This window comes from Chromobacterium aquaticum (assembly GCF_021129195.1).
Taxonomy (GTDB): domain Bacteria; phylum Pseudomonadota; class Gammaproteobacteria; order Burkholderiales; family Chromobacteriaceae; genus Chromobacterium; species Chromobacterium aquaticum.
This window is the reverse complement of record NZ_JAJOHW010000100.1, coordinates 1-19,760: the sequence shown is the minus strand read 5'-3', so window position 1 is coordinate 19,760 and position 19,760 is coordinate 1. Positions and strand designations below refer to the sequence as shown.

Sequence of the window (19,760 nt, the reverse complement as noted above, 5' to 3'; positions counted from 1 at the left end):
TGTTGTAGTTCAATAACGCCGGCGGGCGCGCCGCCGACGCGAACGGAATTCGCGAACCATTCATTCTAAGCCCTCAAGGCCATAGATGCACGCCGCCTTGATAAAACACGAACGACAACAGCCAGGCCAGGCCCACCGACCATCCCACCGCCAGCGCGGTATAGGCCTTGCTGCGCGACTCGCGATACATCGCCGCCACCGTGGACAGGCAGGGCACGTAGATCAAGGTGAAAATCAGGAAGCTCATCGCCGAGCGCCAGTCCAGATGCTGCAGCAAGGCCGCCCCCAGGCCGGCTTCCGACACCCCGTAAATCACCGCCAGGCTGCCCAGCAGGATCTCCTTGGCGATGAAGCCGAACAACAAGGCCGCCGCCAGTTCGTGGCGTATGCCTATCGGGTCCAGCACCGGCGCCATCAGGTCGCCCAGCGCATCGGCCAGGGTCTTGCCGTCGCCGGCCGGCACATGGGTCAGCAGCCAGACCAGCACCACGCCCAGCAGGATGAAACTGGACGCCAGTTGCAGGAAGGCGCGCACCTCGCCCACCGCCCGGCCCAGCATATGGCTCAGCCCTGGCAGCCGGTACGGCGGCACTTCCAGCAGAAAGGCCTCGCCGCCGGCGTAACGGCGCTTGAACACCCAGGCGGTGAAGATCGCCACCGCGAAGCTCATCAGATAAAGCCCGGTCAGCACCCACGGCGCCTGCGACGGCGTGAACAGCAGCCCGGCGAAGAACACCACCACCTGCAAGCGCGCCGAGCACAGCGAGAACGGGATCACCAGCATGGTCAGCAGCCGCTGCTTGCGCTCGCGCATCACCCGGGTGCCCATGATGGCCGGCACATTGCAGCCGAAGCCCATCAGCTGCATCACGAAACCACGGCCGTCCAGCCCCAGCCGCGCCATGAAGGCATCGGTCAGATAGGCGGCGCGCGCCAGATAGCCGGAATCCTCCACCATCGCCATCAGCACGAAGAACACCAGCAAGATGGGCGCGAAGGTCAACACCGTCGCCACGCCCTGCCAGATGCCGTCCAGCGCCAGGCTCTGCACAATCGCCGGCAAGGGCGCGAGCAAGGGCGTCAACGCCTGCTCCTTGACCCAGTCCAGGCCGGCGCCGGCCAGGTCCTGCAAAGGGGTACCGATCTGATAGGTCAGATTGAACAGCAACGCCATCAGCGCGAAGAACAGCGGCAGCCCCAGCCACGGATGCATCAGCCAATGATCTATCTTCTCGGTCAGCTGCGCCGGCAGCACCGGCGGCAAGGCCCAGCAGCCCTCCAGCTTCAACCGCGCCTGCTCCATCGCCGCCCGCGTTTCCGGCACCGCGTCCAGCCGCGCGCGCGCGGCCGGGGCGTCCGTATTCGCCAGCCGGTTCAAACCCGTCATCAGCGGCGGCCAGCCCTGCATGCGCTTGGCCGACACCAGCGACACCGGCGCGCCCAGGCGTTCCGACAAGCGCTCCACATCCAGGCTGACGCCCAGCGCCTTGGCCTCGTCGGCCATATTCAGCACCACGTGGCAGTTGAGGCCGCTGGCCAACACTTGCAAAGCCAGCGGCAATTGCCGGTCCAGCTGGCTGGCGTTGAGCACCAGGATCGCGCCGTCGAAGGCGCTGGCCTGCAACACATCGCGCACCACCGCTTCGTCGTCGGAATAACCGGTCAGATCATTGACGCCCGGCAGATCCACCAGCTCCACCATGTGGCCGCCCAGCAATAGGCGCGCGCTGCTCAGTTCTATGGTCAGGCCCGGCCAGTTGCCAACGCGCTGCGACATGCCGGTCAGGCGATTGAACAAGGTGGATTTGCCGGTATTGGGCAGGCCGATCAGGGCAAAGCGCTTCATGCTTCCAGCCTCGCCACGATGGAACGCGCCAGGCTGCGACGCAGCAGAAAGCGAGTGGCACCGACATCCAGCAGCAACGGCCCGCCCAATGGCGCTACCCGGCGCACGTAAAAACGGCTGCCCGGCGCCAGGCCAAAGGCGGCGACGCGGCGGAACGCCTCCTCCGCCAGCTCCAGCCGCTCGACCACGCCGTGGCGGCCGGCGGGGAATGCATCCAGTGTCAACATGATGATCCGATCAAGAACGAGAATGGTTTGCATTAGTATATCCAGCCCATTCGCGCCGAACTGCGGCAAATCGCCGCAATTGCGGACTCGCTTGACCTGGGTCAATGGCGCTCCGCTCACGCCCGCGCGCGCGGATTACCCATAGCCGCATGCCGCGCTTGCGGTTAAAATCGCGGACAATCAATCGAAAAGCTACGGGCCAAAGACAATGAGCATCAAATCGGACAAGTGGATTCGCCGGATGGCGGACGAATACAAAATGATCGAACCCTTCGAAGCCAACCAGATCAAGATGGTGGACGGCCAGAAGGTGATCTCCTACGGCACCTCCAGCTACGGCTACGATATCCGCTGCGCCGACGAATTCAAGGTGTTCACCAATATCAACAGCACCATTGTCGATCCGAAGAACTTCGACCCCAATTCTTTCGTGGAAGTCTCCGGCAAGGGCTATTGCATCATCCCGCCCAATAGCTTCGCTCTGGCTCGCACCGTGGAATTCTTCCGCATTCCGCGCTCGGTGCTGACCGTCTGCCTGGGCAAGTCCACCTATGCGCGCTGCGGCATCATCGTCAACGTCACGCCGTTCGAACCGGAGTGGGAAGGCTATGTGACGCTGGAGTTCTCCAACACCACGCCGCTGCCGGCCAAAATCTACGCCAACGAGGGCGTGGCTCAGGTGCTGTTCTTCGAATCCGACGAAATCTGCGACGTGTCCTACAGCGACCGCGCCGGCAAATACATGGGCCAGGTGGGCGTGACCCTGCCACGCCCCTGAAACACTTCCCGCCAGCAAAAAAGGGATGGCTAAGCCATCCCTTTGTCATTTAAATCCCGCCAAATCCGTCCTCGCAATTTCACCTCAATGTTCTAGGATAAACAGAGGGTTAGCTGACTTTCCCGGTTGGTCCGCCCTTGTACAGCAATTGATTTCTTCTTGGGGCGTAGCGGTTCCCCCTTGCCGTTGCGCCCCTTTTTTTATGCCTTCCCCGCATTGCCCTTCCCCCGCTTTCTTGCCATGATCCTCACTTTGACGAAGAGCGGAAACATGCCCGAAATTTATGATTTTTCCATTGAAACGCTGGATGGCCGGCCACTGGCTCTGGAGCGTTTCCGCGGCAAGGTGCTGCTGCTGGTCAACACCGCCAGCGAGTGCGGCTTCACCGCGCAATTGGGCGGCCTGGAACAGCTATACCAGCGCTACCGCGAGCAGGGCCTGGAAATCATAGGCTTTCCCTGCAATCAGTTCGGCGGCCAGGAGCCGGGGGACGCTGCCGCCATCGGCCAGTTTTGTCAGAAGAACTTCGGCGTCAGCTTCGCGCTGTCCGCCAAGATCGACGTCAACGGCGCCGGCGCGCATCCGCTGTGGCGCCATCTCGCCACCGCCAAGCCAGGCCTGCTGGGCAGCCGGCGCATCAAGTGGAATTTCACCAAGTTCCTGGTGGATCGCGATGGCGCGATACAAGCGCGCTTCGCTCCCCAGGTGAAACCGGCTTCGCTCGAGCGCGCGATCGAGAACTTGCTGCGCACGCCCGCGCGCTGAGCGGCGTGCTCAGCTCAATTCGCCGGACACATAAAACCAGCGGCCGTCTTCGCGCACAAAGCGGCTGCGCTCATGCATGCGCTCCGCCTTGCCGCCCACCTTGCAGCGGGCGATGAACTCCACCATCCCGCCAACGTCGGTAGCGCCGCCGGCCTCGGTCGCCAGCACATCCAGGCCCAGCCATTTGACCACGCCCGCGTCCGCGGCGAGATCCAGCGACTGCGGCCGGGTGCTGGCATGCCAACTGGCCAGCAAATAGCCTTCGTCGCCGCGCGCGTAAGCGGTATAGCGCGAGCGCATCAAGGCCTCGGCGGTGGGCGCCGGCGCGCCGGCATCATCCAGATAACGGCCGCAGCACGCGGCATAGGCCGGCCCCAGGCCGCAAGGGCAGGCGCTCGGCGCCTTCTGCGTCTTCTTGCCCATGTTCAGCGCACCAGTGGCGGCAAGCCGTAGAGCTTGAGCAGGAAATTGGTGAACGCGGGTTCCGCCGGTTTCGGGTTCAATTTCGGCCAGCGCCGCATCCATTCGCGCAAGCGCTCATCCATCTTGGCGCGGAAAGCGTCCTGATCGATGCGGCCGGCTTCGCGTTCCACCGTCAGATAGCGGTACATCGCGAAGGTATTGTCATCGACCGGATTGGCGCCCACCACCTTGAGCCGGAAAGCCCCCAGTTGGTCGGCGGCGGCCAGGCGGGTGAGTTCGCCGCTCTTGACCTTGTCGGCCAGGCGGTTGGCCTCGCGCAGCAAGGCGTCGGTCTTGCCATTGACCGCAGGCGCGGCCGGCGGCCGGGTCTTGGCCGGCGCGGTATCGGGATGCGAGCTGATGGGCACGCCCAATTGTTGCAAAGCGCTGCAGGCGGACAAGCTCAAGGCCATCGCGGCGCACAAGAAAAGACGTTTCATGCCGGGTATTCTACTCCTGTCCTGATTCGTCGCCGCTGGCGCGGCGCATCTCCCTGCGACCATGCCGACAGCCGCAATGTTCCTGCCGCGCAATGCAAAACAGCCTGACAAAACATGTGTCAGGCTGTTTTCATCGTGGCCACGCCGGCGCGGCACGCTTACTCCGCGGAGTCGCCCGCGGGCTGGACCGGTGCCGCCTCGGCTACCGCCGCAGGCTTGGGCGCGGACATCTGCTCCGCCGCCTTTTTTTCTTCGGCGCTGACTTCGCCCACCGGTTTGTTGGCCAGATCGAAACGCTTGCCGCCGCGCGCCAGGGATTTGACGTAGCGCGGCTTGCGACAGTGGTTGGCCACCACGCGCGAAATCAGCGTCGCGTCGAACTGGGGCAAGGCCGCGATCAAGCTCTCATGGATGCCCAGCGCCAGCGGCCGGAACTGACGGAAAACGTCGAACTTGCTGTAGACATGATCCGCGATCATCTCAGTCTGCTTTTTCTTGGACAGACTTTGTACAGCGGACTTAAGTGCAGCACCGAGTGCCGTTTCAGTATTTGGCTTCATGAACTTCTATCTAGATCCGTTGGTGCGAAAGCAGCGCATGCTGCCTAATCAAACGAAGCACTGCAACCAGCCTCCCGGCCAGCTTGACAGCGAACGCATAAATGACGACATCGTCATACGGCTTGGCAAGCGCTGCGGCAATGCGAGACCGGCGCGCCGCTCAAGTTGCCGGCCAAGGACGAACTCCGTGAAACTCGTCCCCCGGCCAAGCGGCAGCTCGCGCGGACATGCGCATCGCCAGCGCCGGTATATTCCCGAGCAGGCCACCGTTGGCTTACGGCGGCACCGTCCGGGCTAAGAACTTGTTTGTGACCCGCCGCGCTTCGGCGATACAGCGTTGTCGCGCCTTCAGAAAGCTCATGCAGCGTATGCACATTTCGCTCCTTCAGCTCTTTTCGCCTTATCCGACCTTTGCGTGCGAAACCTTGAACAGGTTATCACAAAGAAAACATCGCGCACGCCGCGCTGGCGGGGAAGCCCGAGGGCTCCGCGGCCGGGCAGGCGCTCACGAGGGAGGGAGAGTACTAAGTAATGCCCCTTTATGTCCAGTACTAGACGCCTATTGCGTTTTTTCCCAGTGGATCCCGTCTTTCTTTTGCCACTTTTTCAAGGTCAAGACGGCAAACAGGGCATGAAGCGCGGCCGCGCCAAGGGCGACCGCGCCGGGCTTGCTCGCGTCAAATGCAGGCGACGGGGAAACGGCGGTTCAAACTGTCCCAATCCGTGGCCGCGTCAGGGCCGGCGCTGGCCACGACACAGGCCGCCAGGCGGTTGCCCAGGTCCACCGCGTAGTGCAGCGGCCAGCCGCTGGACAAACCCGCCAACAGGCCAGCGCAATGCGCATCGCCCGCGCCTATGGTATCCACCACCGACACTTGATAGCCGGGCAGATGCCACGGCGCCTCGGTGCCAGGACATACCCAGGCGCCGTCCTGCCCCAGCCGGCAGATCAGCGTCAGCCTATAGTCCTTGGCAAAGCGCTGCGCCGCGGCAACCGGATCGCCGCCGCCGCACAATAGCGCGATCTCGTCCCGGTTCAGGGTCAACAAGGTCTCGGTGTCGCTCAAGGCCGCCAAGAAGGCCGGTTCCAACTGCATCACGCGCGGACCGGGATCGATCACGCGAACCTGCTCCGCAGGCATGGCCAGCAACCACGCGCGCAAAGCCTGACCACCCTCGCCGGCCAACTCATAACCGTTGGCGTACACCAGCGTGTCGGCGCCAAGCGGCAGCTTATTCAATTGCGCTCGGCTCCATTCCGTCTCACAGCCGGAAATCGAAATAAAACTGCGCTCGCCGCTGGGCTCCACCATGGCCACGCACCAGCCATTGTCGCGCCGCTCGTTGCGCAGCAATACCGGCAAGCCCAGTTCGCGCATGGCTTCGTCTATCGCCGCGCCCCATGGCCCGTTGCCCACTGGCATGCCATTGATCACCGGCGCATTCAACTGACTCAATGCCCGCGCCACATTGAAGGCGCAGCCGCCGATCAAGCGTTCCTGCTGCTGTGCTTCGACATCGGCGCCGCTACGCGGCAGTTCGGGCAAGGTCAGCACCACATCGCCCACCGCGCCGCCCACGGTCAGGATCGCCTTGGTGGGATGATAACTAGGACACGGGATGGTCATGCGCGTCGCTCCTTCAGCAACAAATACAATCCATAAGCCAGCAAGCTGGTCGCAAAAGATACAAACAGGCCAAGGCTGGAATCGGCGAAGATGCCACGCGCCAGCGGGCCGTCGACAAAGCCGGTCTTGGTCACCAGCAGGCCGCAGCCGGCGCCCAGCAGCCAGCACAGCAGCGGGCCGGCGCGGAAGGCCTGGCGCTGACCAGACAGCGCCGCGCCGTCATAGCCCTGCCGATGACGCAGCATCAGGTAATCGAGCACGAACACCGCCTCCCAGGCGGCCAGGAACACGCCGCAGAACAGCAGGAAGGCGATGAAGGGCCCCAGGAAATCACTGGACACAAACAGGACATAAGCGGCAATCGCCACCACGATCAGCGCATTGATGGACACCGCCTGCGCCTGCCTGACCTTGACGCCTATGGTCAGCAGATTGAGGCTGGCCGAGTACAGGCTGAGCACCGCCATGGTGACGATGCCAGCCGTCGCCGTCAGCAGATAGGGCACCGCCATCCAGGCCGGCAGCACCGAGCCTATCTTGGCGATGGGGTTGGCCGCGCTGGCCAGGTCCGGTATCTGCACCGATAGCAGCACGCCGGTAAAGATCAGCAGCATCAGCGGCAGCGACGCGCCCACCATCACCGCGCCGAAGATGCTGCCGCTGGACGCCCCGGCCCGCTGATAGCGGCTGTAATCGGCGCCGGCTATCGCCCAACTGATGCCGGTGCCCGCGGCGATCACCGACACCGCCGGCCAGAAACCGGTCAGCCAGTCGCCGTCCGGCCGCGCCATGATGGCGCCCCAATTCGCGGTCGACACCACGTACAGGACCACCACCAGGGTCATGCTGCCGAAGATCCGGCTCAGCCAGCTCTGCATCCACACCACGGTGGCCTGCCCGAGCAGGCTGACCACGATGACCAGGCCGATGAACAACAGCAAGCAGGCCGCGGTCAGCGGGCGGCTTTCCACCATGCCCAGCGCCTGGCACATCGCCGCCAGCGTCAGCGCGCCGGTCACCACGTTGACCGCTTCCCACCCCATCAGGTTGAACCAGCTGAAGGCGGTGGGCGCGGCATTGCCGCGCAGGCCGAAAATAGCCCGCGACAAGGTCAGCGTGGACGTGCGGCCGCGCTGGCCGGCAATGCTGGTCAACCCCACCAGCGCGAAACTGGCCACCCCGACCGCCGCGGCCAGCAAGGATTGGTAGAACGACAATCCGAAGCTGGTGACGATGCCGCCGTATACCACGCCGAGGATGCCGATATTGGCCGCCAGCCATACCCAGAACAACTCCACCGGCCGGCCCTGGCACTCATGTTCGGGCACCAGGTCTATACCCGCGCTCTCCAGCCGCCAGCCCTCTCTTGCTTGTGCTTCGCTCATCCCTTCACCCCTTGAAACGCAATGCGCTTAAAGTCTGCGCGTAAGATTCGAAATCGACTCCATTCACTTGCCGGATGCGCTCCCGCCATGCGGCCGGTATCGCCTCCACTCCTCGCAGCGCGCCGCACACCGCGGTTGCCATCGCGCCTATCGTGTCGGTATCGCCGCCCAGATTCGCCGCCAGCACCGCGCAATGTCGCGGATCGCCTTGCGCGCACTCCACCAGCGCGAGGGCGGCAGGCACCGATTCTATGGTGTCCATGCCGGCGCCCAGCGTGTGATACAGCTCGGCCACCACGGCCGCGTCATTCTGCCCGCGCAAGCGCCCCGCCACCTCGAAACCCCAAGCCAAACGCCGGCTCAGCAGCGGGCTGAATGTCGTCACCAATTCCAACTGCGCCTGATCGGCGATGGCGGGCAATTCGGTCTTGATGTCGGACCACGCCGCGCCCTCTACCGCCCGCGACACCGCCCAGGCGATGGCCGTCGCGCCGGCTACCGCGATATCGGACTGATGGGTGGGACTGCAACTGAGTCGGACCGCACGGATGAAAGCCTGGCGATCCCGACTGGACAGCAGGCAGCCCAATGGCGCCACTCGCATCGCCGCGCCATTGGTCACGCCATTGGCGCCAAGCGTATCGATGGACTGGCCGGACAAGATGGCCAGCAACGCGGCTTTTGAACTCGGCCCCAGGATATTCTTATTGAACGCGTCTATCCCTTCGGCCCAGGCGATGATGTTGCGGGCGATGCGTTCCGGCTCCACCTCTCCGTCCGCCGCGATCAGCGCATCCATCAAGGCGATGGCTTGCTGGGTATCATCGGTGAACTCGCCGGCGGCGAATTCGGACGCGGCGAAATTCTCGGTGGGGCCAGGCAGAAAATCGTCGATCCAGCCAAAGAAACGCCGCACCTGTTGCTGCGGCCAAAGTTCTGAAGGCATGCCCATCGCATCCCCCGCCGCCTGCCCATACAGTGCGCCGAGAATGAATGAATAGCCCTTGCTGCTAGTTGTCAAACCGTACCTCTTGAAACGCATGGGATAGTCACAGAAAACACTCGCCGCCGCGCCAGCGGCAAGGCTTTCGATTGGCATACTATGACAAGTCCAATATAAATCCAATAACACCAGGCTATCCTATCGGTCAGGTAGGCCACCGCTCCACGCCAGCCGCCCTCTCCTACCGCGCGCGCTTTGCTTTAGACTGGGTCCGCATGCACAGGAGTTTGCAACCGATATGATCGATATACTGGAATGTTTGTCCGCCAGCCTCAGCCACGCCGATCCTACCCCGCGCTATCTGCAGATCGCCAATGCGCTGGAACAGGCCATCCGTCAGCACCAGCTGACAGCCGGCGCCTTCCTGCCCACCGAGCGGCAACTGGCGGAAAAACTACGGCTGTCGCGTGTCACCATCAGCAAAGCGATGGCGGAGCTGGAAAAAAAACGGCTGATCACCCGGCTGCAAGGCGTGGGCACGCGCGTAGCGCAGGCTTTCTGCTACTCGCTCAACGATAGCGGGGGCTTTACCGAGCAAGTGCTGCGCAATGGCGGCACGGTGGACAATCAATGGCTGCTGCGACAGCGCGAAGCCGCTCCAGCCGCCATTGCAGCCAGGCTGCAACTGCCCGCCGACGCCGAGATCGCGAAACTACGCCGTCTGCGGCTGATGGATGGCGTGCCGGCCGCGCTGGAAACCACCTATATCCCGCTGGCCTTCCTGCCCGAGCCCGAGCGCCTGGAACATTCGCTATATCAATGGTGGGAACAGCGCGGCATCGAGATCGGCCACAAGCGCTTTCGCCTGGCATCCTGCGCCGCGGATCGTGACGCCGCCGCCTTGCTGAATCTGGCCGCAGGCATGCCGCTGCTGCGCATCCAGCAGACCAGCTTGAACGCCGCGCAACAGGTCTTGGAGTTCAGCGAGGTGCTGTGCCGCAGCGATCTCTATGAATTCGAGGTGCAGCTATGAGGCATGGGGATCGATAAACAAAAAACCCGCCCAGCGCTGCGCTGTGCGGGTCTTCGTCGTCTCGCGGACGGCCAAGCCGTCGTGGTGCCCCGGGCCGGAATCGAACCGGCACGACCGAAGTCGAGGGATTTTAAGTCCCTTGTGTCTACCAATTTCACCACCGGGGCGGGCAAAGAGACGGCGATTCTATCCCAGAGCCGGGCCGCTGGCAAACGGACGCCATCCGCCGAACTCATGGGGAGCGCAGTCTTTCCGCCTGACGCGTAGGTTCAGCGCATGGCACGCATGAATGCACGCCACTCATTGCCTCCCTATGTTTGGTGTGTAAATATACACATATCAACGAGGAGCTGAGCTATGCGCAGCGACGAGCTGATCAAAATAGTGGAAGCAGACGGATGGGTACGGATACGAGTAAGCGGCAGCCACCATCACTTCCGCCATCCAATCAAAAAAGGGCTGGTCACGGTGCCACACCCCAAGGGGAATCTGCCGAAAGGCACGATAAACAGCGTGTTAAGGCAGGCGGGGCTGAAATGAGAGCAGCCTAGACGGTACGGGAGCAAACCATGTTATTTCCTATCGCCATTCATAAAGATGAAGACTCGGTATATGGCGTCACCGTCCCTGATGTGCCTGGCTGCCACTCTTGGGGCGAAACAATCCTGGAAGCCATTGAAAACAGCAAGGAAGCCATTCTAGGCCATATTGAAACCATGCTGGAACTGGGCGATGAGCTTGAACTCAGCCAAACCTCGATCGAAGAACTCCAAGCCAATCCAGATTATGTCGGCGCGATATGGGCATTTGTCGATGTCGACCTGAGCAAGACGAACACCAAGCCCGAACGCTTCAATGTCAGCTGGCCCAGCTTTGTCCTTTCCCAAGTGGATCGCTACGTGCAACGCCACCATGACACCCGGTCCGGCTTCCTCGCCCGCGCGGCGCTGGAACTGATCAATAAAGAAAAACAGCCCCCTCCCGCTTGACTGAATCTACGCAGTTCAAATGGAAAAGCACAGGAAAGCACCATGGAAAGCTGCCTCAGGCAAAGCAAAAGCCCCGCAAGTCTTTGACTTACGGGGCTTTAACTGGAGGCGGGGGTCGGAATCGAACCGGCGTAGACGGATTTGCAATCCGCTGCATAACCACTTTGCTACCCCGCCGTTACCGGCGAACCACCAGCCAGGGCTGGTGATTTAAATTTGGAGCGGGAAACGAGGCTCGAACTCGCGACCTCAACCTTGGCAAGGTTGCGCTCTACCAACTGAGCTATTCCCGCAGGGGTAATGCCATGACAACATAGTGCGCTGGAGCGGGAAACGAGGCTCGAACTCGCGACCTCAACCTTGGCAAGGTTGCGCTCTACCAACTGAGCTATTCCCGCGTCGCATAATGCTATCGCAGAAGATAATGGAGCGGGAAACGAGGCTCGAACTCGCGACCTCAACCTTGGCAAGGTTGCGCTCTACCAACTGAGCTATTCCCGCGTCGCATATGCTATCGCAGAAGATTTGGAGCGGGAAACGAGGCTCGAACTCGCGACCTCAACCTTGGCAAGGTTGCGCTCTACCAACTGAGCTATTCCCGCATTCAAAACTGCTGTGATACTTCTGCTTTCTCTTCGCTGCTGCTGGAGCAGCGCTGAGAGATGCGAATTATAAGGATTTATCAGGCACTGTCAACACTTCAGACATCAATTTTTTTCCCGGAAAACTCCTTGGCGGCCATCCTCAGGTAATAAACCATTGACCACAAAGTCAAAATCACCGCCACCACCATGAAGGCATTGCCCAAAATTAATGTCGAAACCCCCGGCAGCAGCGGGCCGGCATACAGCAACAGCAGGATGGCCACCATTTGCGCGGCGGTTTTCAGCTTGCCGATATAGGCCACCGCCACGCTTTTGCGAGTCCCCATCTCCGCCATCCATTCGCGCAGCGCGGAGATGGCGATCTCGCGGCCGATGATGATCATCGCCATCCAGCCCTCGGTGCGCCCCATCTGCACCAGCAGGATCAAGGCCGCGGCGACGATCAGCTTGTCCGCCACCGGGTCCAGGAAGGCGCCGAAGGCCGAGGTCTGGCCCAGCTTACGCGCCAGATAGCCATCCAACCAGTCGGTGATGGCCGCCAAAGCAAAGATGGCGGCGCCCACCTGGTTACGGCTTTGCAGCAGCAGCACGGAGTCCGGCAAAAAGAAGACCGCTACGCAGATGGGGATCAGGGCAACCCTGAGCCAGGTCAGGAATATCGGCAAATTGAAGGGCATCGGTGTCAGTAATCTTATTGTTTGCGGCCCGGTCAAAAACTGCGCGTCGGCCCCGAGCCACAACGAAACGCACAGCGGTGGTTACAGTGTATAAACGATGGCGCGCCGGCAATCAATGCAGGGCGTTGTAAATCTTCTCAGCCAGGGTGCGGCTGATGCCGTCCACCTGGGCCAGGTCGTCCATGCTGGCGGCGGCCACGCCGCGCAAGCCGCCAAAACGCATCAACAACTGCTGCCGGCGCTTGGCGCCCACGCCTGGAATCTCCTCCAACGTGGACGCGGTGCGCGCCTTGGCGCGCCGCGCGCGGTGGCCGGTGATGGCGAAGCGGTGGGCCTCGTCGCGCACCGTCTGGATCAGATGCAGCGCCGGATGGTCCTGCCGCAGCTGCAGGCTCTTGTCCAGATACGGCAGGATCAAGGTTTCCAGGCCCGGCTTGCGTTCCTCGCCCTTGGCGATGCCGACGATGGGCAGATTCAGGCCGATTTCGGCGAATACTTCCAAGGCCACGCCCACCTGCCCCTTGCCGCCATCTATGAACACCGCGTCCGGCAGCCTGCCATCGCCCGCAGCCAGCTTGCCATAGCGACGTGACAACACTTCGCGCATCGCAGCGTAATCGTCGCCGGGCTTGGCGGTTTCGATATTGTAGCGTCGGTATTCTCCGGGCTGCATCGCGCCCTTGTCATAGATCACACAGGAAGCCACCGTGGCTTCGCCCATGGTATGGCTGATATCGAAGCATTCGAAGCGGCCGGCCCCTTCCAGTTCCAGCACCTCGTTGAGCTGGGCCAGCCGCTGGTTCTGGGTGGCCTTGCTGCTCAAGCGCTGCATGATGGCCAGCGTCGCGTTCTTCTCTGCCATTTCCAGCCACACCCGTCTCTCGCCGATGGGGTTGCTGGCGATGGCCAGCTTGCGCTCGGCCTGCTGCTCCAGATGCTGGCGCAGAGTGTCGGAGATTTCGCCATTGATCAGGATGGCCGGCGGCAAGGGTGCGCCCAGATAATGTTGGGCCAGGAAGGCTTCCAGGCTGTCCGCCAGATCGCCCTCCTCGCCGCTGACCGGGAAGAAGCTCTTGTCGCCCAGATGCCGACCGCCGCGTATCATCACCAGATTGACGCAGAGCATGCCTTCCTGCTGCACCGCGGCCACCACATCGCAATCCTGCTGGCTGGAGTTGCTGGACACGAACTGTTTTTCCTGCACCCGCGCCAAGGCCTGGATCTGATCGCGCAGTTCCGCCGCCTGCTCAAACTCCATTGCTTCCGCCGCCACCATCATGCGCTGGGTCAGTCCATCTATCAGTTCGCTCTGGCGGCCTTGCAGAAAGGCCACCGCGCTGGCGACGTCGCCGGCGTAGTCCTCCTTGGAGATGTGATCGACACAGGGGCCTGAGCAGCGCTTGATCTGGTACAGCAGACAGGGGCGGGAGCGGTTGGCGAACACCGCGTCCTCGCAGGTGCGCAGCCGGAATACCTTTTGCAGGATCTGGATGCTCTCGCGCACCGCGTAACCGTTGGGATAGGGACCAAAATACTGGTTCGGTCGCTTCGGATCGCCGCGGTAATAAGCCATCTGCGGGAAGGCGTGACCGCTCAGCATCAGATAAGGATAGGACTTGTCGTCGCGGAACAGGATGTTATAGCGCGGCGACAAGGCCTTGATCAGATTGTTTTCCAGGATCAACGCCTCGGCTTCCGAGCGCGTGACCGTGGTTTCTATGCTGGCGATCTGGCGCACCATCAGTTGAATGCGCGGCGACTGGTCGTTCTTCTGGAAATAGGAGCTGACCCGCCGCTTCAGATCAATGGCCTTGCCGACATAAAGCACGCTGCCCGACGCATCGAACATCCGATACACGCCGGGCAGATTGGGCAGGGAGGCCAGAACCGCCTTGTAGTCAAAAGCCGTTTTCGACACTTATTTTCCGCACCAGGTTTGCACATTGGACTGCGCCTGGGCAATCAACTCATTGCGCTGGCCATCGGTGGCCAGCGCATTGGAGCCCGGCATGCGGATGCGGCCGTTCTGCTGCAGCGAGGCCAGCTGATCGCGCGCGCCCTTGCAGTTCTGCTCGCGTATCTTGGCGTTGGCGGCGGCGATCTTGGCGTTCTCCGCCGACACCTTGGCATTCTCGGAATCGACATCCTTGCCGCCCGCCTTCTTCACCTCTTTCGCCGGCGCGGAAGCCGGCGCCGGCTGTGCCGGAGTGTTCAGCCGGCGCGCATTGACATGCGGCGGCGGCTGGTCGGAGTACACCGTCTTGCCGGCCTCGTCCTTCCACACATAGACCGCCGCGCTGGCGGCGGAAGACGCCAGCAAAGCCAGCAAAAACGTCCATACTAAGGTTGACTTCATCATCGACTCCCTGGGCCCGAATGCGCTGCGGATACTCAAATTGTAAGGCCTGCGCGGCCAGCGGGCAAAAAGGTAACAGGGTTGGCGGCGGAAAACCCGTTTTTTTGCAATAACGACAATGCCTCGGTATAATGCCGCTTTGCCGCAAAGGAAACGCCAAGATGCGTATCATCGAGAAAGCCTATACTTTCGACGACGTTCTCCTCGTCCCGGCCCACTCCGAAGTTCTGCCGCGCGACGTAGTCCTCTCCACCCAGCTTACCCGCAACATCACCCTGAAACTGCCCTTGGTGTCCGCCGCCATGGACACGGTGACCGAAGCCCGTCTGGCCATTGCCATGGCCCAGGAAGGCGGCATCGGCATCGTGCACAAGAACATGAGCGCCGCGCAACAAGCCAGCGAAGTGTCCAAGGTGAAACGCCATGAAAGCGGCGTGGTCAAGGATCCGATCACCATCGCCCCGGACATGCTGGTGCGCGACTTGGTGCTGCTGACCCGCCATCACAAGATTTCCGGTCTGCCGGTGATCGAAAACGGCAAGGTGGTCGGCATCGTCACCAACCGCGACCTGCGCTTCGAGACCCGCCTCGACCAGACCGTCGGCTCCATCATGACCCCGCGCGAGCGCCTGATCACCGTCAAGGAAGGCGCCAGCATCGACGAAGCCCGCGACCTGATGCACGCCCACCGCCTGGAGCGTGTGCTGGTGATCAACGACGCCTGGGAGCTGAAGGGTCTGATCACGGTCAAGGACATCATCAAGACCAGCGAACACCCCAACGCCAACAAGGATAACCAAGGCCGCCTGCGCGTGGGTGCCGCGGTCGGCACCGGCGGCGACACCGAAGAGCGCGTTGCCGCGCTGGTGAAGGCCGGCGTGGACGTGATCGTGGTCGACACCGCCCATGGCCACAGCCAGGGCGTGATCGAGCGCGTGCGCTGGGTCAAGCAGCAGTTCCCGCAAGTGGACGTGATCGGCGGCAACATCGCCACCGCCGCCGCCGCGCTGGCGCTGGTTGAAGCCGGCGCCGACGGCGTCAAGGTCGGCATCGGCCCCGGCTCCATCTGCACCACCCGCATCGTGGCCGGCGTGGGCGTGCCGCAGCTGACCGCCATCCACAATGTGTCCGAAGCGCTGAAGGGCACCGGCGTGCCGATGATCGCCGATGGCGGCATCCGCTTCTCCGGCGATATTTCCAAGGCGCTGGCCGCCGGCGGCAACTGCGTGATGCTGGGTGGCATGTTCGCCGGCACCGAGGAAGCCCCGGGCGAAGTCGAGCTGTTCCAGGGCCGTTCCTACAAGTCCTACCGCGGCATGGGCAGCCTGGGCGCGATGAGCCAGGGCTCGTCCGACCGCTACTTCCAGGACAATGAAGGCAATGTGGAAAAACTGGTGCCGGAAGGCATCGAAGGCCGCGTGCCGTACAAGGGCTCCATCGCCCAGGTCATCCACCAATTGGTCGGCGGCCTGCGTTCCTCGATGGGCTACCTCGGTTGCGCCACCATCGCCGATATGCACGAAAAAGCGGAGTTCGTGGAAATCACTTCCGCCGGCATCCAGGAATCCCACGTCCACGACGTGCAGATCACCAAGGAAGCGCCGAACTACCACGTGTCCCGTTAAGGCCCCACGTCGTCAGGCATCCTTTACGGCAAAACCCGCGCCAAACGGCGCGGGTTTTTTCATGGCTGAATCACCAGCGCGCTCAGAACGTGTTTACGATCTCGCGAGCTAAGGCGAGACAAGGCGAAAACGGGCGAAAAAGCGGAATGTACACGTGGTACATGAGCATTTTGAGCTCAGTTTCAACGCCCATTTTTATCCACCCCGCCGACGCGCAGCAAATCGTAGACAGGTTCTCAGGCCAGCGACAACATCAACCGAGTGCGCAAGGCGGTGGGCGGATTGTCGTAAGGCGAATTCAAATACTCCTCCACGCACGGCACCTCGCCGAGCGCGCGCCCGCTGCCGGGCAGCCAGTGCCGGTACAGCCAGGACCAGGCCGTGGATAGCTCCGCGTATGGTCCCAGATGCGTCACGCAAGCGTACTCCCCGGCGGGAATCTCTCCCCATTCAAACCCATCCGGCAGCATCCGGTCCTGCCAGGAGTCCGGCACCGTCACGCAGGCGATGGAGCGCAGCTTGGCCTCCTCCGTTTGTTCCGTATCATCCAGATACATCCCGAATGTGCGACCTGGCGCGTCGCCGGCCGCGCACCCCGGGCTGATGGCCTGCAAAGCGCCGAAGGCTTGGCCGATCTCCATATAACTGCCGATATGGCGGCGCATCAGCACCCTCAGCCCCTTATCCTGCTTGAGCAATGTCACTTCATGCATAACGGTCTCCCAGTCTTGCCTAGAAATGAACGCTCTGCGCTGGCGATAGCGGCCCGGACTCTCGCCGTAAGCCCTGGCGAAGGCCCGGACGAAGGCCGCGGTGCCGCCGTAGCCGGCGCGCGCCGCCACCCTCGACAAAGGCTGCGAGCCGCCGTTCAACTGCCCGGCCGCGCGATGCAGCAACAGCCGCTGCCGGGTCTCTCCCACCGTTTCGGCCATCAGGCCGCGATACACGCGGTGAAAGTGAAAGGGCGACAAGCAAGCCTCCTCCGCCAACCTTTCCAGCGGCACCGGCCCATCCAGATGGCGCCACAGGTAGTTCAGCGCCCGCAGCATCCGCCACAAATACGGCGAATCCGGGCCGCCGTTGCGATAGAGCGTTCTCATGAAGTGAGCTTATCCCGCATCGATTGATTCGTTTTGCTGAGTTGGCTGTTGCAACAGCAACCATTGCATGCGCTGGCACAGCTCCACCACGTAGTCCCACACCACGCGGTAGCGCAGCGTGCGGCGGATGTCGCTGCGGCCGCTGATCCAGTAAGAACGGATGATGCGCAGTTCCGGCAATAGCTGGCGCAGCCGCGCGTCGTCGTAGGTCAGATAATACGGCAACACCGCGATGCCGCCGTCGGCCAGCGCCGCCTGCTGCTGGCCCACCACGCTGGTGCAGCGCAGATGGATCAAGGGGTTGCGGCACAGGCCGCGATGGAACATCAGCTCGCGCGAGAACAGCAAATCGTCGACATAGCCGACGATGGGATGTCCGGCCAGGTCCTCGCGTTCGCGGATCGGCGCATGCGCGTCCAGATAGGCCGGCGTCGCGTACAGGCCCAGGCAGTAATCGGTCAGCTTGCGCGTCACCACCATATTGGCCTGCGGCCGCTCCAGCGCGATGGCGATGTCCACCTCGCGGTTGGTGATGCTGACGAAGCGCGGCACCGACACCAGGTCGATCTCCAGCGCCGGATAGCGCGCCATTAGCCGCGGCAGATGCCGCGCCAGGAACAGCGAGCCCAAACCCTCCGGCGCGCCCAGCCGCACCAGGCCGGCCACCTCCACATGGCCCACCCGCGCCTCGTCCTGCATCCGCGACGCGGTGTTTTCCAATTGCTCGGCCAGGGGCAGCAACTGTCGGCCGGCCGCGGTCAATTGATAGCCATCCGGCTGCTGCACGAACAGCGGCTGGCCCAGCTGCCGCTCCAACTGCTCGATATGCCGCGCCACCGTCGCATGCGTGGTGCGCAGCTGCCGGGCCGCCGCCAATAGCTTGCCGCTGCGCTGCAAGGCCAGAAAATAACGGATGTCGTTCCAGTCGAACATCAAGCCCTCTCCCGCGTTTATGGTGCGCTTGCACACAAAAATGACAAGCTTCAACTGCACCACTGTTAGAAAACTAACAGCAGTTGTTCCACTCTGGCTATTCCCAGGCCGGCCCGGCTTGATCTTATATGGTGGCGATACAGACGTCATAGGAAAGCGCGGCATGCAGGCATTGGCGGACACATTCGACTACATCATCGTCGGCGCGGGCAGCGCCGGCTGCCTGCTGGCCAACCGCCTGTCGGCCAATCCGCAACACCGCGTGCTGTTGCTGGAAGCCGGCGGCGAGGACAACTATCCGTGGATACACATCCCGGTCGGCTATCTCTACTGCATCGGCAATCCCCGCACCGACTGGTGCCTGCGCACCACGCCCGAGGCCGGCCTGGGCGGCCGCAGCCTCAACTACCCGCGCGGCAAGGTGCTGGGCGGCTGCTCCTCGATCAACGGCATGATCTATATGCGCGGCCAGGCCGCGGACTACGACGGCTGGGCGGCGCAGGGCTGCCCCGGCTGGAGCTGGGACGAGGTGCTGCCGGACTTCCTGCGCATGGAGGACCACTTCGACAGCGCCCGCGCCCAACACGGCCACGGCGGCGAATGGCGGGTGGAACGGCAGCGGCTGTCCTGGGCGATCCTGGACGCCTTCCGCGATGCGGCGGAACAGAGCGGCATCGCCCCGGTGGACGACTTCAACGGCGGCGACAACGCCGGCTGCGGCTATTTTGAAGTCAACCAGCGCGGCGGACTGCGCTGGAACACCGCCAAGGCCTTTTTACGCCCGGTGCGCCAGCGCCCCAACCTCACCGTGCTGACCCATGCCGAGGCGGAAACCCTGCTGCTGGAGGACGGCCGCGCCACCGGTATTGCATTCCTGCAACAGCGGCAGCGCTGGCAGGCGCGCTGTCGCGGCGAAATCATCCTGGCCGCCGGCGCCGTAGGTTCCCCGCTTTTGTTGCAGCGCAGCGGCATCGGCCCGGCCGCGTTGCTGCAACAGCACGGCGTCGCCGTGCGTCATGCCTTGGCAGGCGTCGGCGCCAATCTGCAAGACCATCTGCAACTGCGCATGGTGTTCAAGGTCAGCGGCGCGCGCACGCTGAACCAGTTGGCCAATAGCTGGAGCGGCAAGCTGGCCATGGGTTGGGAATACCTGTGGCGGCGCAGCGGCCCGCTGGCGATGGCGCCCAGCCAGCTAGGCGCGTTTGCCGCATCCGGCCCGGAACAGACGCGCGCCAACCTGGAATACCATGTGCAGCCGCTGTCGCTGGAACGCTTCGGCGAGCCGCTGCACCCCTTCCCCGCCTTCACCGCCTCGGTGTGCGACCTGCGCCCGCTCAGCCGCGGCCGGGTCGCCATCGGCGGCGCCGGCCTGGACGCCGCGCCGCTGATCCAGCCCAACTATCTCAGC

Annotated in this window: 20 protein-coding genes and 6 tRNA genes; 7 read left to right on the top strand and 19 right to left on the bottom strand. The window is 62.9% G+C overall.

Going from position 1 to position 19,760, the window contains the following annotated elements:
* Nucleotides 1-73: 73 nt before the first annotated feature.
* Together feoB and LQT98_RS15635 are read right to left on the bottom strand one after the other, a co-directional pair.
* Nucleotides 74-1,846, bottom strand: a complete 1,773-nt coding sequence (gene feoB / locus LQT98_RS15640; RefSeq protein WP_231463387.1) for a ferrous iron transport protein B — start codon at nucleotides 1,844-1,846, stop codon at nucleotides 74-76.
* Nucleotides 1,843-2,073: a FeoA family protein gene (locus LQT98_RS15635; protein WP_197081574.1), complete on the bottom strand. Its 231-nt coding sequence runs from the start codon at nucleotides 2,071-2,073 to the stop codon at nucleotides 1,843-1,845. Before LQT98_RS15635 ends, feoB begins: the two co-directional genes overlap by 4 nt.
* A gap of 208 nt (nucleotides 2,074-2,281) precedes the next feature.
* Here LQT98_RS15635 and dcd point away from each other — a divergent pair, with 208 nt between their 5' ends.
* Both dcd and LQT98_RS15625 read left to right on the top strand, forming a co-directional pair.
* Complete coding sequence (dcd, locus tag LQT98_RS15630; RefSeq protein WP_048412009.1) at nucleotides 2,282-2,851, top strand: dCTP deaminase; 570 nt, start codon at nucleotides 2,282-2,284, stop codon at nucleotides 2,849-2,851.
* Nucleotides 2,852-3,121: 270 nt separating this feature from the next.
* Nucleotides 3,122-3,616, top strand: coding sequence for a glutathione peroxidase (locus tag LQT98_RS15625; protein ID WP_048412010.1), 495 nt, complete (start codon nucleotides 3,122-3,124; stop codon nucleotides 3,614-3,616).
* Nucleotides 3,617-3,625: 9 nt separating this feature from the next.
* Here LQT98_RS15625 and LQT98_RS15620 read toward each other — a convergent pair whose 3' ends face one another.
* The 6 genes from LQT98_RS15620 to LQT98_RS15595 all read right to left on the bottom strand — a co-directional run bounded on the left by LQT98_RS15620 (nucleotide 3,626) and on the right by LQT98_RS15595 (nucleotide 9,133).
* Complete coding sequence (locus tag LQT98_RS15620; RefSeq protein ID WP_048412011.1) at nucleotides 3,626-4,039, bottom strand: YchJ family protein; 414 nt, start codon at nucleotides 4,037-4,039, stop codon at nucleotides 3,626-3,628.
* Between the two features lie 2 nt (nucleotides 4,040-4,041).
* The gene (locus LQT98_RS15615; RefSeq protein ID WP_048412012.1) at nucleotides 4,042-4,518 is read right to left on the bottom strand and encodes a putative periplasmic lipoprotein; all 477 of its coding nucleotides are present in this window, start codon (nucleotides 4,516-4,518) and stop codon (nucleotides 4,042-4,044) included.
* A 158-nt stretch (nucleotides 4,519-4,676) separates the two neighbouring features.
* The gene (locus tag LQT98_RS15610; protein ID WP_048412013.1) at nucleotides 4,677-5,078 is read right to left on the bottom strand and encodes a ProQ/FINO family protein; all 402 of its coding nucleotides are present in this window, start codon (nucleotides 5,076-5,078) and stop codon (nucleotides 4,677-4,679) included.
* Nucleotides 5,079-5,755: 677 nt separating this feature from the next.
* The gene (locus tag LQT98_RS15605; RefSeq protein WP_048412014.1) at nucleotides 5,756-6,706 is read right to left on the bottom strand and encodes a PfkB family carbohydrate kinase; all 951 of its coding nucleotides are present in this window, start codon (nucleotides 6,704-6,706) and stop codon (nucleotides 5,756-5,758) included.
* Nucleotides 6,703-8,091, bottom strand: coding sequence for a purine-cytosine permease family protein (locus LQT98_RS15600; protein WP_231463385.1), 1,389 nt, complete (start codon nucleotides 8,089-8,091; stop codon nucleotides 6,703-6,705). The genes LQT98_RS15605 and LQT98_RS15600 overlap by 4 nt, the downstream gene beginning before the upstream one ends.
* A 4-nt stretch (nucleotides 8,092-8,095) precedes the next feature.
* Complete coding sequence (locus tag LQT98_RS15595) at nucleotides 8,096-9,133, bottom strand: ADP-ribosylglycohydrolase family protein (RefSeq protein ID WP_269326046.1); 1,038 nt, start codon at nucleotides 9,131-9,133, stop codon at nucleotides 8,096-8,098.
* Between the two features lie 199 nt (nucleotides 9,134-9,332).
* Between LQT98_RS15595 and LQT98_RS15590 the strand changes: the two genes are divergently transcribed.
* Entirely contained in the window at nucleotides 9,333-10,067 is a 735-nt protein-coding gene (locus tag LQT98_RS15590; protein ID WP_048412017.1) for a GntR family transcriptional regulator, read from the top strand.
* An 82-nt stretch (nucleotides 10,068-10,149) separates the two neighbouring features.
* Here the strand turns inward: LQT98_RS15590 and LQT98_RS15585 are convergent.
* Nucleotides 10,150-10,234, bottom strand: a tRNA-Leu gene (locus LQT98_RS15585).
* A 190-nt stretch (nucleotides 10,235-10,424) separates the two neighbouring features.
* Between LQT98_RS15585 and LQT98_RS15580 the strand changes: the two genes are divergently transcribed.
* Together LQT98_RS15580 and LQT98_RS15575 are read left to right on the top strand one after the other, a co-directional pair.
* On the top strand, nucleotides 10,425-10,607 hold the full coding sequence (locus LQT98_RS15580; RefSeq protein WP_231463381.1) for a type II toxin-antitoxin system HicA family toxin: 183 nt from the start codon (nucleotides 10,425-10,427) through the stop codon (nucleotides 10,605-10,607).
* Between the two features lie 29 nt (nucleotides 10,608-10,636).
* A complete protein-coding gene (locus LQT98_RS15575) occupies nucleotides 10,637-11,056 on the top strand; it encodes a type II toxin-antitoxin system HicB family antitoxin (protein ID WP_231463379.1) in 420 nt (139 codons plus the stop codon).
* A gap of 103 nt (nucleotides 11,057-11,159) precedes the next feature.
* On the opposite strand, the gene LQT98_RS15570 is transcribed toward LQT98_RS15575, so the two are convergent.
* From LQT98_RS15570 to LQT98_RS15535, 8 genes are all read right to left on the bottom strand, one after another.
* A tRNA-Cys gene (locus LQT98_RS15570) sits at nucleotides 11,160-11,233 on the bottom strand.
* Nucleotides 11,234-11,273: 40 nt separating this feature from the next.
* Nucleotides 11,274-11,349 (bottom strand) — tRNA-Gly (locus LQT98_RS15565).
* A gap of 29 nt (nucleotides 11,350-11,378) precedes the next feature.
* Nucleotides 11,379-11,454, bottom strand: a tRNA-Gly gene (locus LQT98_RS15560).
* A gap of 27 nt (nucleotides 11,455-11,481) precedes the next feature.
* Nucleotides 11,482-11,557: transfer RNA gene (locus tag LQT98_RS15555), tRNA-Gly, on the bottom strand.
* A gap of 25 nt (nucleotides 11,558-11,582) precedes the next feature.
* Nucleotides 11,583-11,658, bottom strand: a tRNA-Gly gene (locus tag LQT98_RS15550).
* A 98-nt stretch (nucleotides 11,659-11,756) separates the two neighbouring features.
* On the bottom strand, nucleotides 11,757-12,338 hold the full coding sequence (gene pgsA / locus LQT98_RS15545; protein WP_048412018.1) for a CDP-diacylglycerol--glycerol-3-phosphate 3-phosphatidyltransferase: 582 nt from the start codon (nucleotides 12,336-12,338) through the stop codon (nucleotides 11,757-11,759).
* Nucleotides 12,339-12,450: 112 nt separating this feature from the next.
* Entirely contained in the window at nucleotides 12,451-14,256 is a 1,806-nt protein-coding gene (uvrC, locus tag LQT98_RS15540; RefSeq protein ID WP_231463377.1) for an excinuclease ABC subunit UvrC, read from the bottom strand.
* Complete coding sequence (locus LQT98_RS15535) at nucleotides 14,257-14,694, bottom strand: DUF4124 domain-containing protein (protein ID WP_231463375.1); 438 nt, start codon at nucleotides 14,692-14,694, stop codon at nucleotides 14,257-14,259.
* A gap of 161 nt (nucleotides 14,695-14,855) precedes the next feature.
* Here LQT98_RS15535 and guaB point away from each other — a divergent pair, with 161 nt between their 5' ends.
* Complete coding sequence (gene guaB, locus LQT98_RS15530; RefSeq protein WP_231463373.1) at nucleotides 14,856-16,319, top strand: IMP dehydrogenase; 1,464 nt, start codon at nucleotides 14,856-14,858, stop codon at nucleotides 16,317-16,319.
* Between the two features lie 236 nt (nucleotides 16,320-16,555).
* Here the strand turns inward: guaB and LQT98_RS15525 are convergent, their stop codons facing one another.
* Together LQT98_RS15525 and LQT98_RS15520 are read right to left on the bottom strand one after the other, a co-directional pair.
* Nucleotides 16,556-17,419, bottom strand: coding sequence for an AraC family transcriptional regulator (locus tag LQT98_RS15525; protein WP_231463371.1), 864 nt, complete (start codon nucleotides 17,417-17,419; stop codon nucleotides 16,556-16,558).
* Nucleotides 17,420-17,428: 9 nt separating this feature from the next.
* A complete protein-coding gene (locus tag LQT98_RS15520) occupies nucleotides 17,429-18,352 on the bottom strand; it encodes a LysR family transcriptional regulator (RefSeq protein WP_231463368.1) in 924 nt (307 codons plus the stop codon).
* Nucleotides 18,353-18,515: 163 nt separating this feature from the next.
* Here LQT98_RS15520 and LQT98_RS15515 point away from each other — a divergent pair.
* Nucleotides 18,516-19,760 (top strand): GMC family oxidoreductase (locus LQT98_RS15515; RefSeq protein ID WP_231463366.1); only part of this gene is annotated, 1,245 nt, incomplete at its 3' end.

Excerpts from the sequence above, each read along its gene's own strand:
- LQT98_RS15575 (WP_231463379.1), top strand. The coding sequence starts at position 10,637 with ATGTTATTTCCTATCGCCATTCATAAAGATGAAGACTCGGTATATGGC.
- guaB (WP_231463373.1), top strand. The coding sequence starts at position 14,856 with ATGCGTATCATCGAGAAAGCCTATACTTTCGACGACGTTCTCCTCGTC.
- LQT98_RS15590 (WP_048412017.1), top strand. The coding sequence starts at position 9,333 with ATGATCGATATACTGGAATGTTTGTCCGCCAGCCTCAGCCACGCCGAT.
- LQT98_RS15525 (WP_231463371.1), bottom strand. The coding sequence starts at position 17,419 with ATGAGAACGCTCTATCGCAACGGCGGCCCGGATTCGCCGTATTTGTGG.
- pgsA (WP_048412018.1), bottom strand. The coding sequence starts at position 12,338 with ATGCCCTTCAATTTGCCGATATTCCTGACCTGGCTCAGGGTTGCCCTG.
- LQT98_RS15610 (WP_048412013.1), bottom strand. The coding sequence starts at position 5,078 with ATGAAGCCAAATACTGAAACGGCACTCGGTGCTGCACTTAAGTCCGCT.
- LQT98_RS15620 (WP_048412011.1), bottom strand. The coding sequence starts at position 4,039 with ATGGGCAAGAAGACGCAGAAGGCGCCGAGCGCCTGCCCTTGCGGCCTG.
- feoB (WP_231463387.1), bottom strand. The coding sequence starts at position 1,846 with ATGAAGCGCTTTGCCCTGATCGGCCTGCCCAATACCGGCAAATCCACC.
- LQT98_RS15600 (WP_231463385.1), bottom strand. The coding sequence starts at position 8,091 with ATGAGCGAAGCACAAGCAAGAGAGGGCTGGCGGCTGGAGAGCGCGGGT.
- LQT98_RS15605 (WP_048412014.1), bottom strand. The coding sequence starts at position 6,706 with ATGACCATCCCGTGTCCTAGTTATCATCCCACCAAGGCGATCCTGACC.
- LQT98_RS15595 (WP_269326046.1), bottom strand. The coding sequence starts at position 9,133 with ATGCGTTTCAAGAGGTACGGTTTGACAACTAGCAGCAAGGGCTATTCA.
- LQT98_RS15520 (WP_231463368.1), bottom strand. The coding sequence starts at position 18,352 with ATGTTCGACTGGAACGACATCCGTTATTTTCTGGCCTTGCAGCGCAGC.
- LQT98_RS15535 (WP_231463375.1), bottom strand. The coding sequence starts at position 14,694 with ATGAAGTCAACCTTAGTATGGACGTTTTTGCTGGCTTTGCTGGCGTCT.
- LQT98_RS15625 (WP_048412010.1), top strand. The coding sequence starts at position 3,122 with ATGCCCGAAATTTATGATTTTTCCATTGAAACGCTGGATGGCCGGCCA.
- dcd (WP_048412009.1), top strand. The coding sequence starts at position 2,282 with ATGAGCATCAAATCGGACAAGTGGATTCGCCGGATGGCGGACGAATAC.
- LQT98_RS15615 (WP_048412012.1), bottom strand. The coding sequence starts at position 4,518 with ATGAAACGTCTTTTCTTGTGCGCCGCGATGGCCTTGAGCTTGTCCGCC.
- LQT98_RS15635 (WP_197081574.1), bottom strand. The coding sequence starts at position 2,073 with ATGTTGACACTGGATGCATTCCCCGCCGGCCGCCACGGCGTGGTCGAG.
- LQT98_RS15580 (WP_231463381.1), top strand. The coding sequence starts at position 10,425 with ATGCGCAGCGACGAGCTGATCAAAATAGTGGAAGCAGACGGATGGGTA.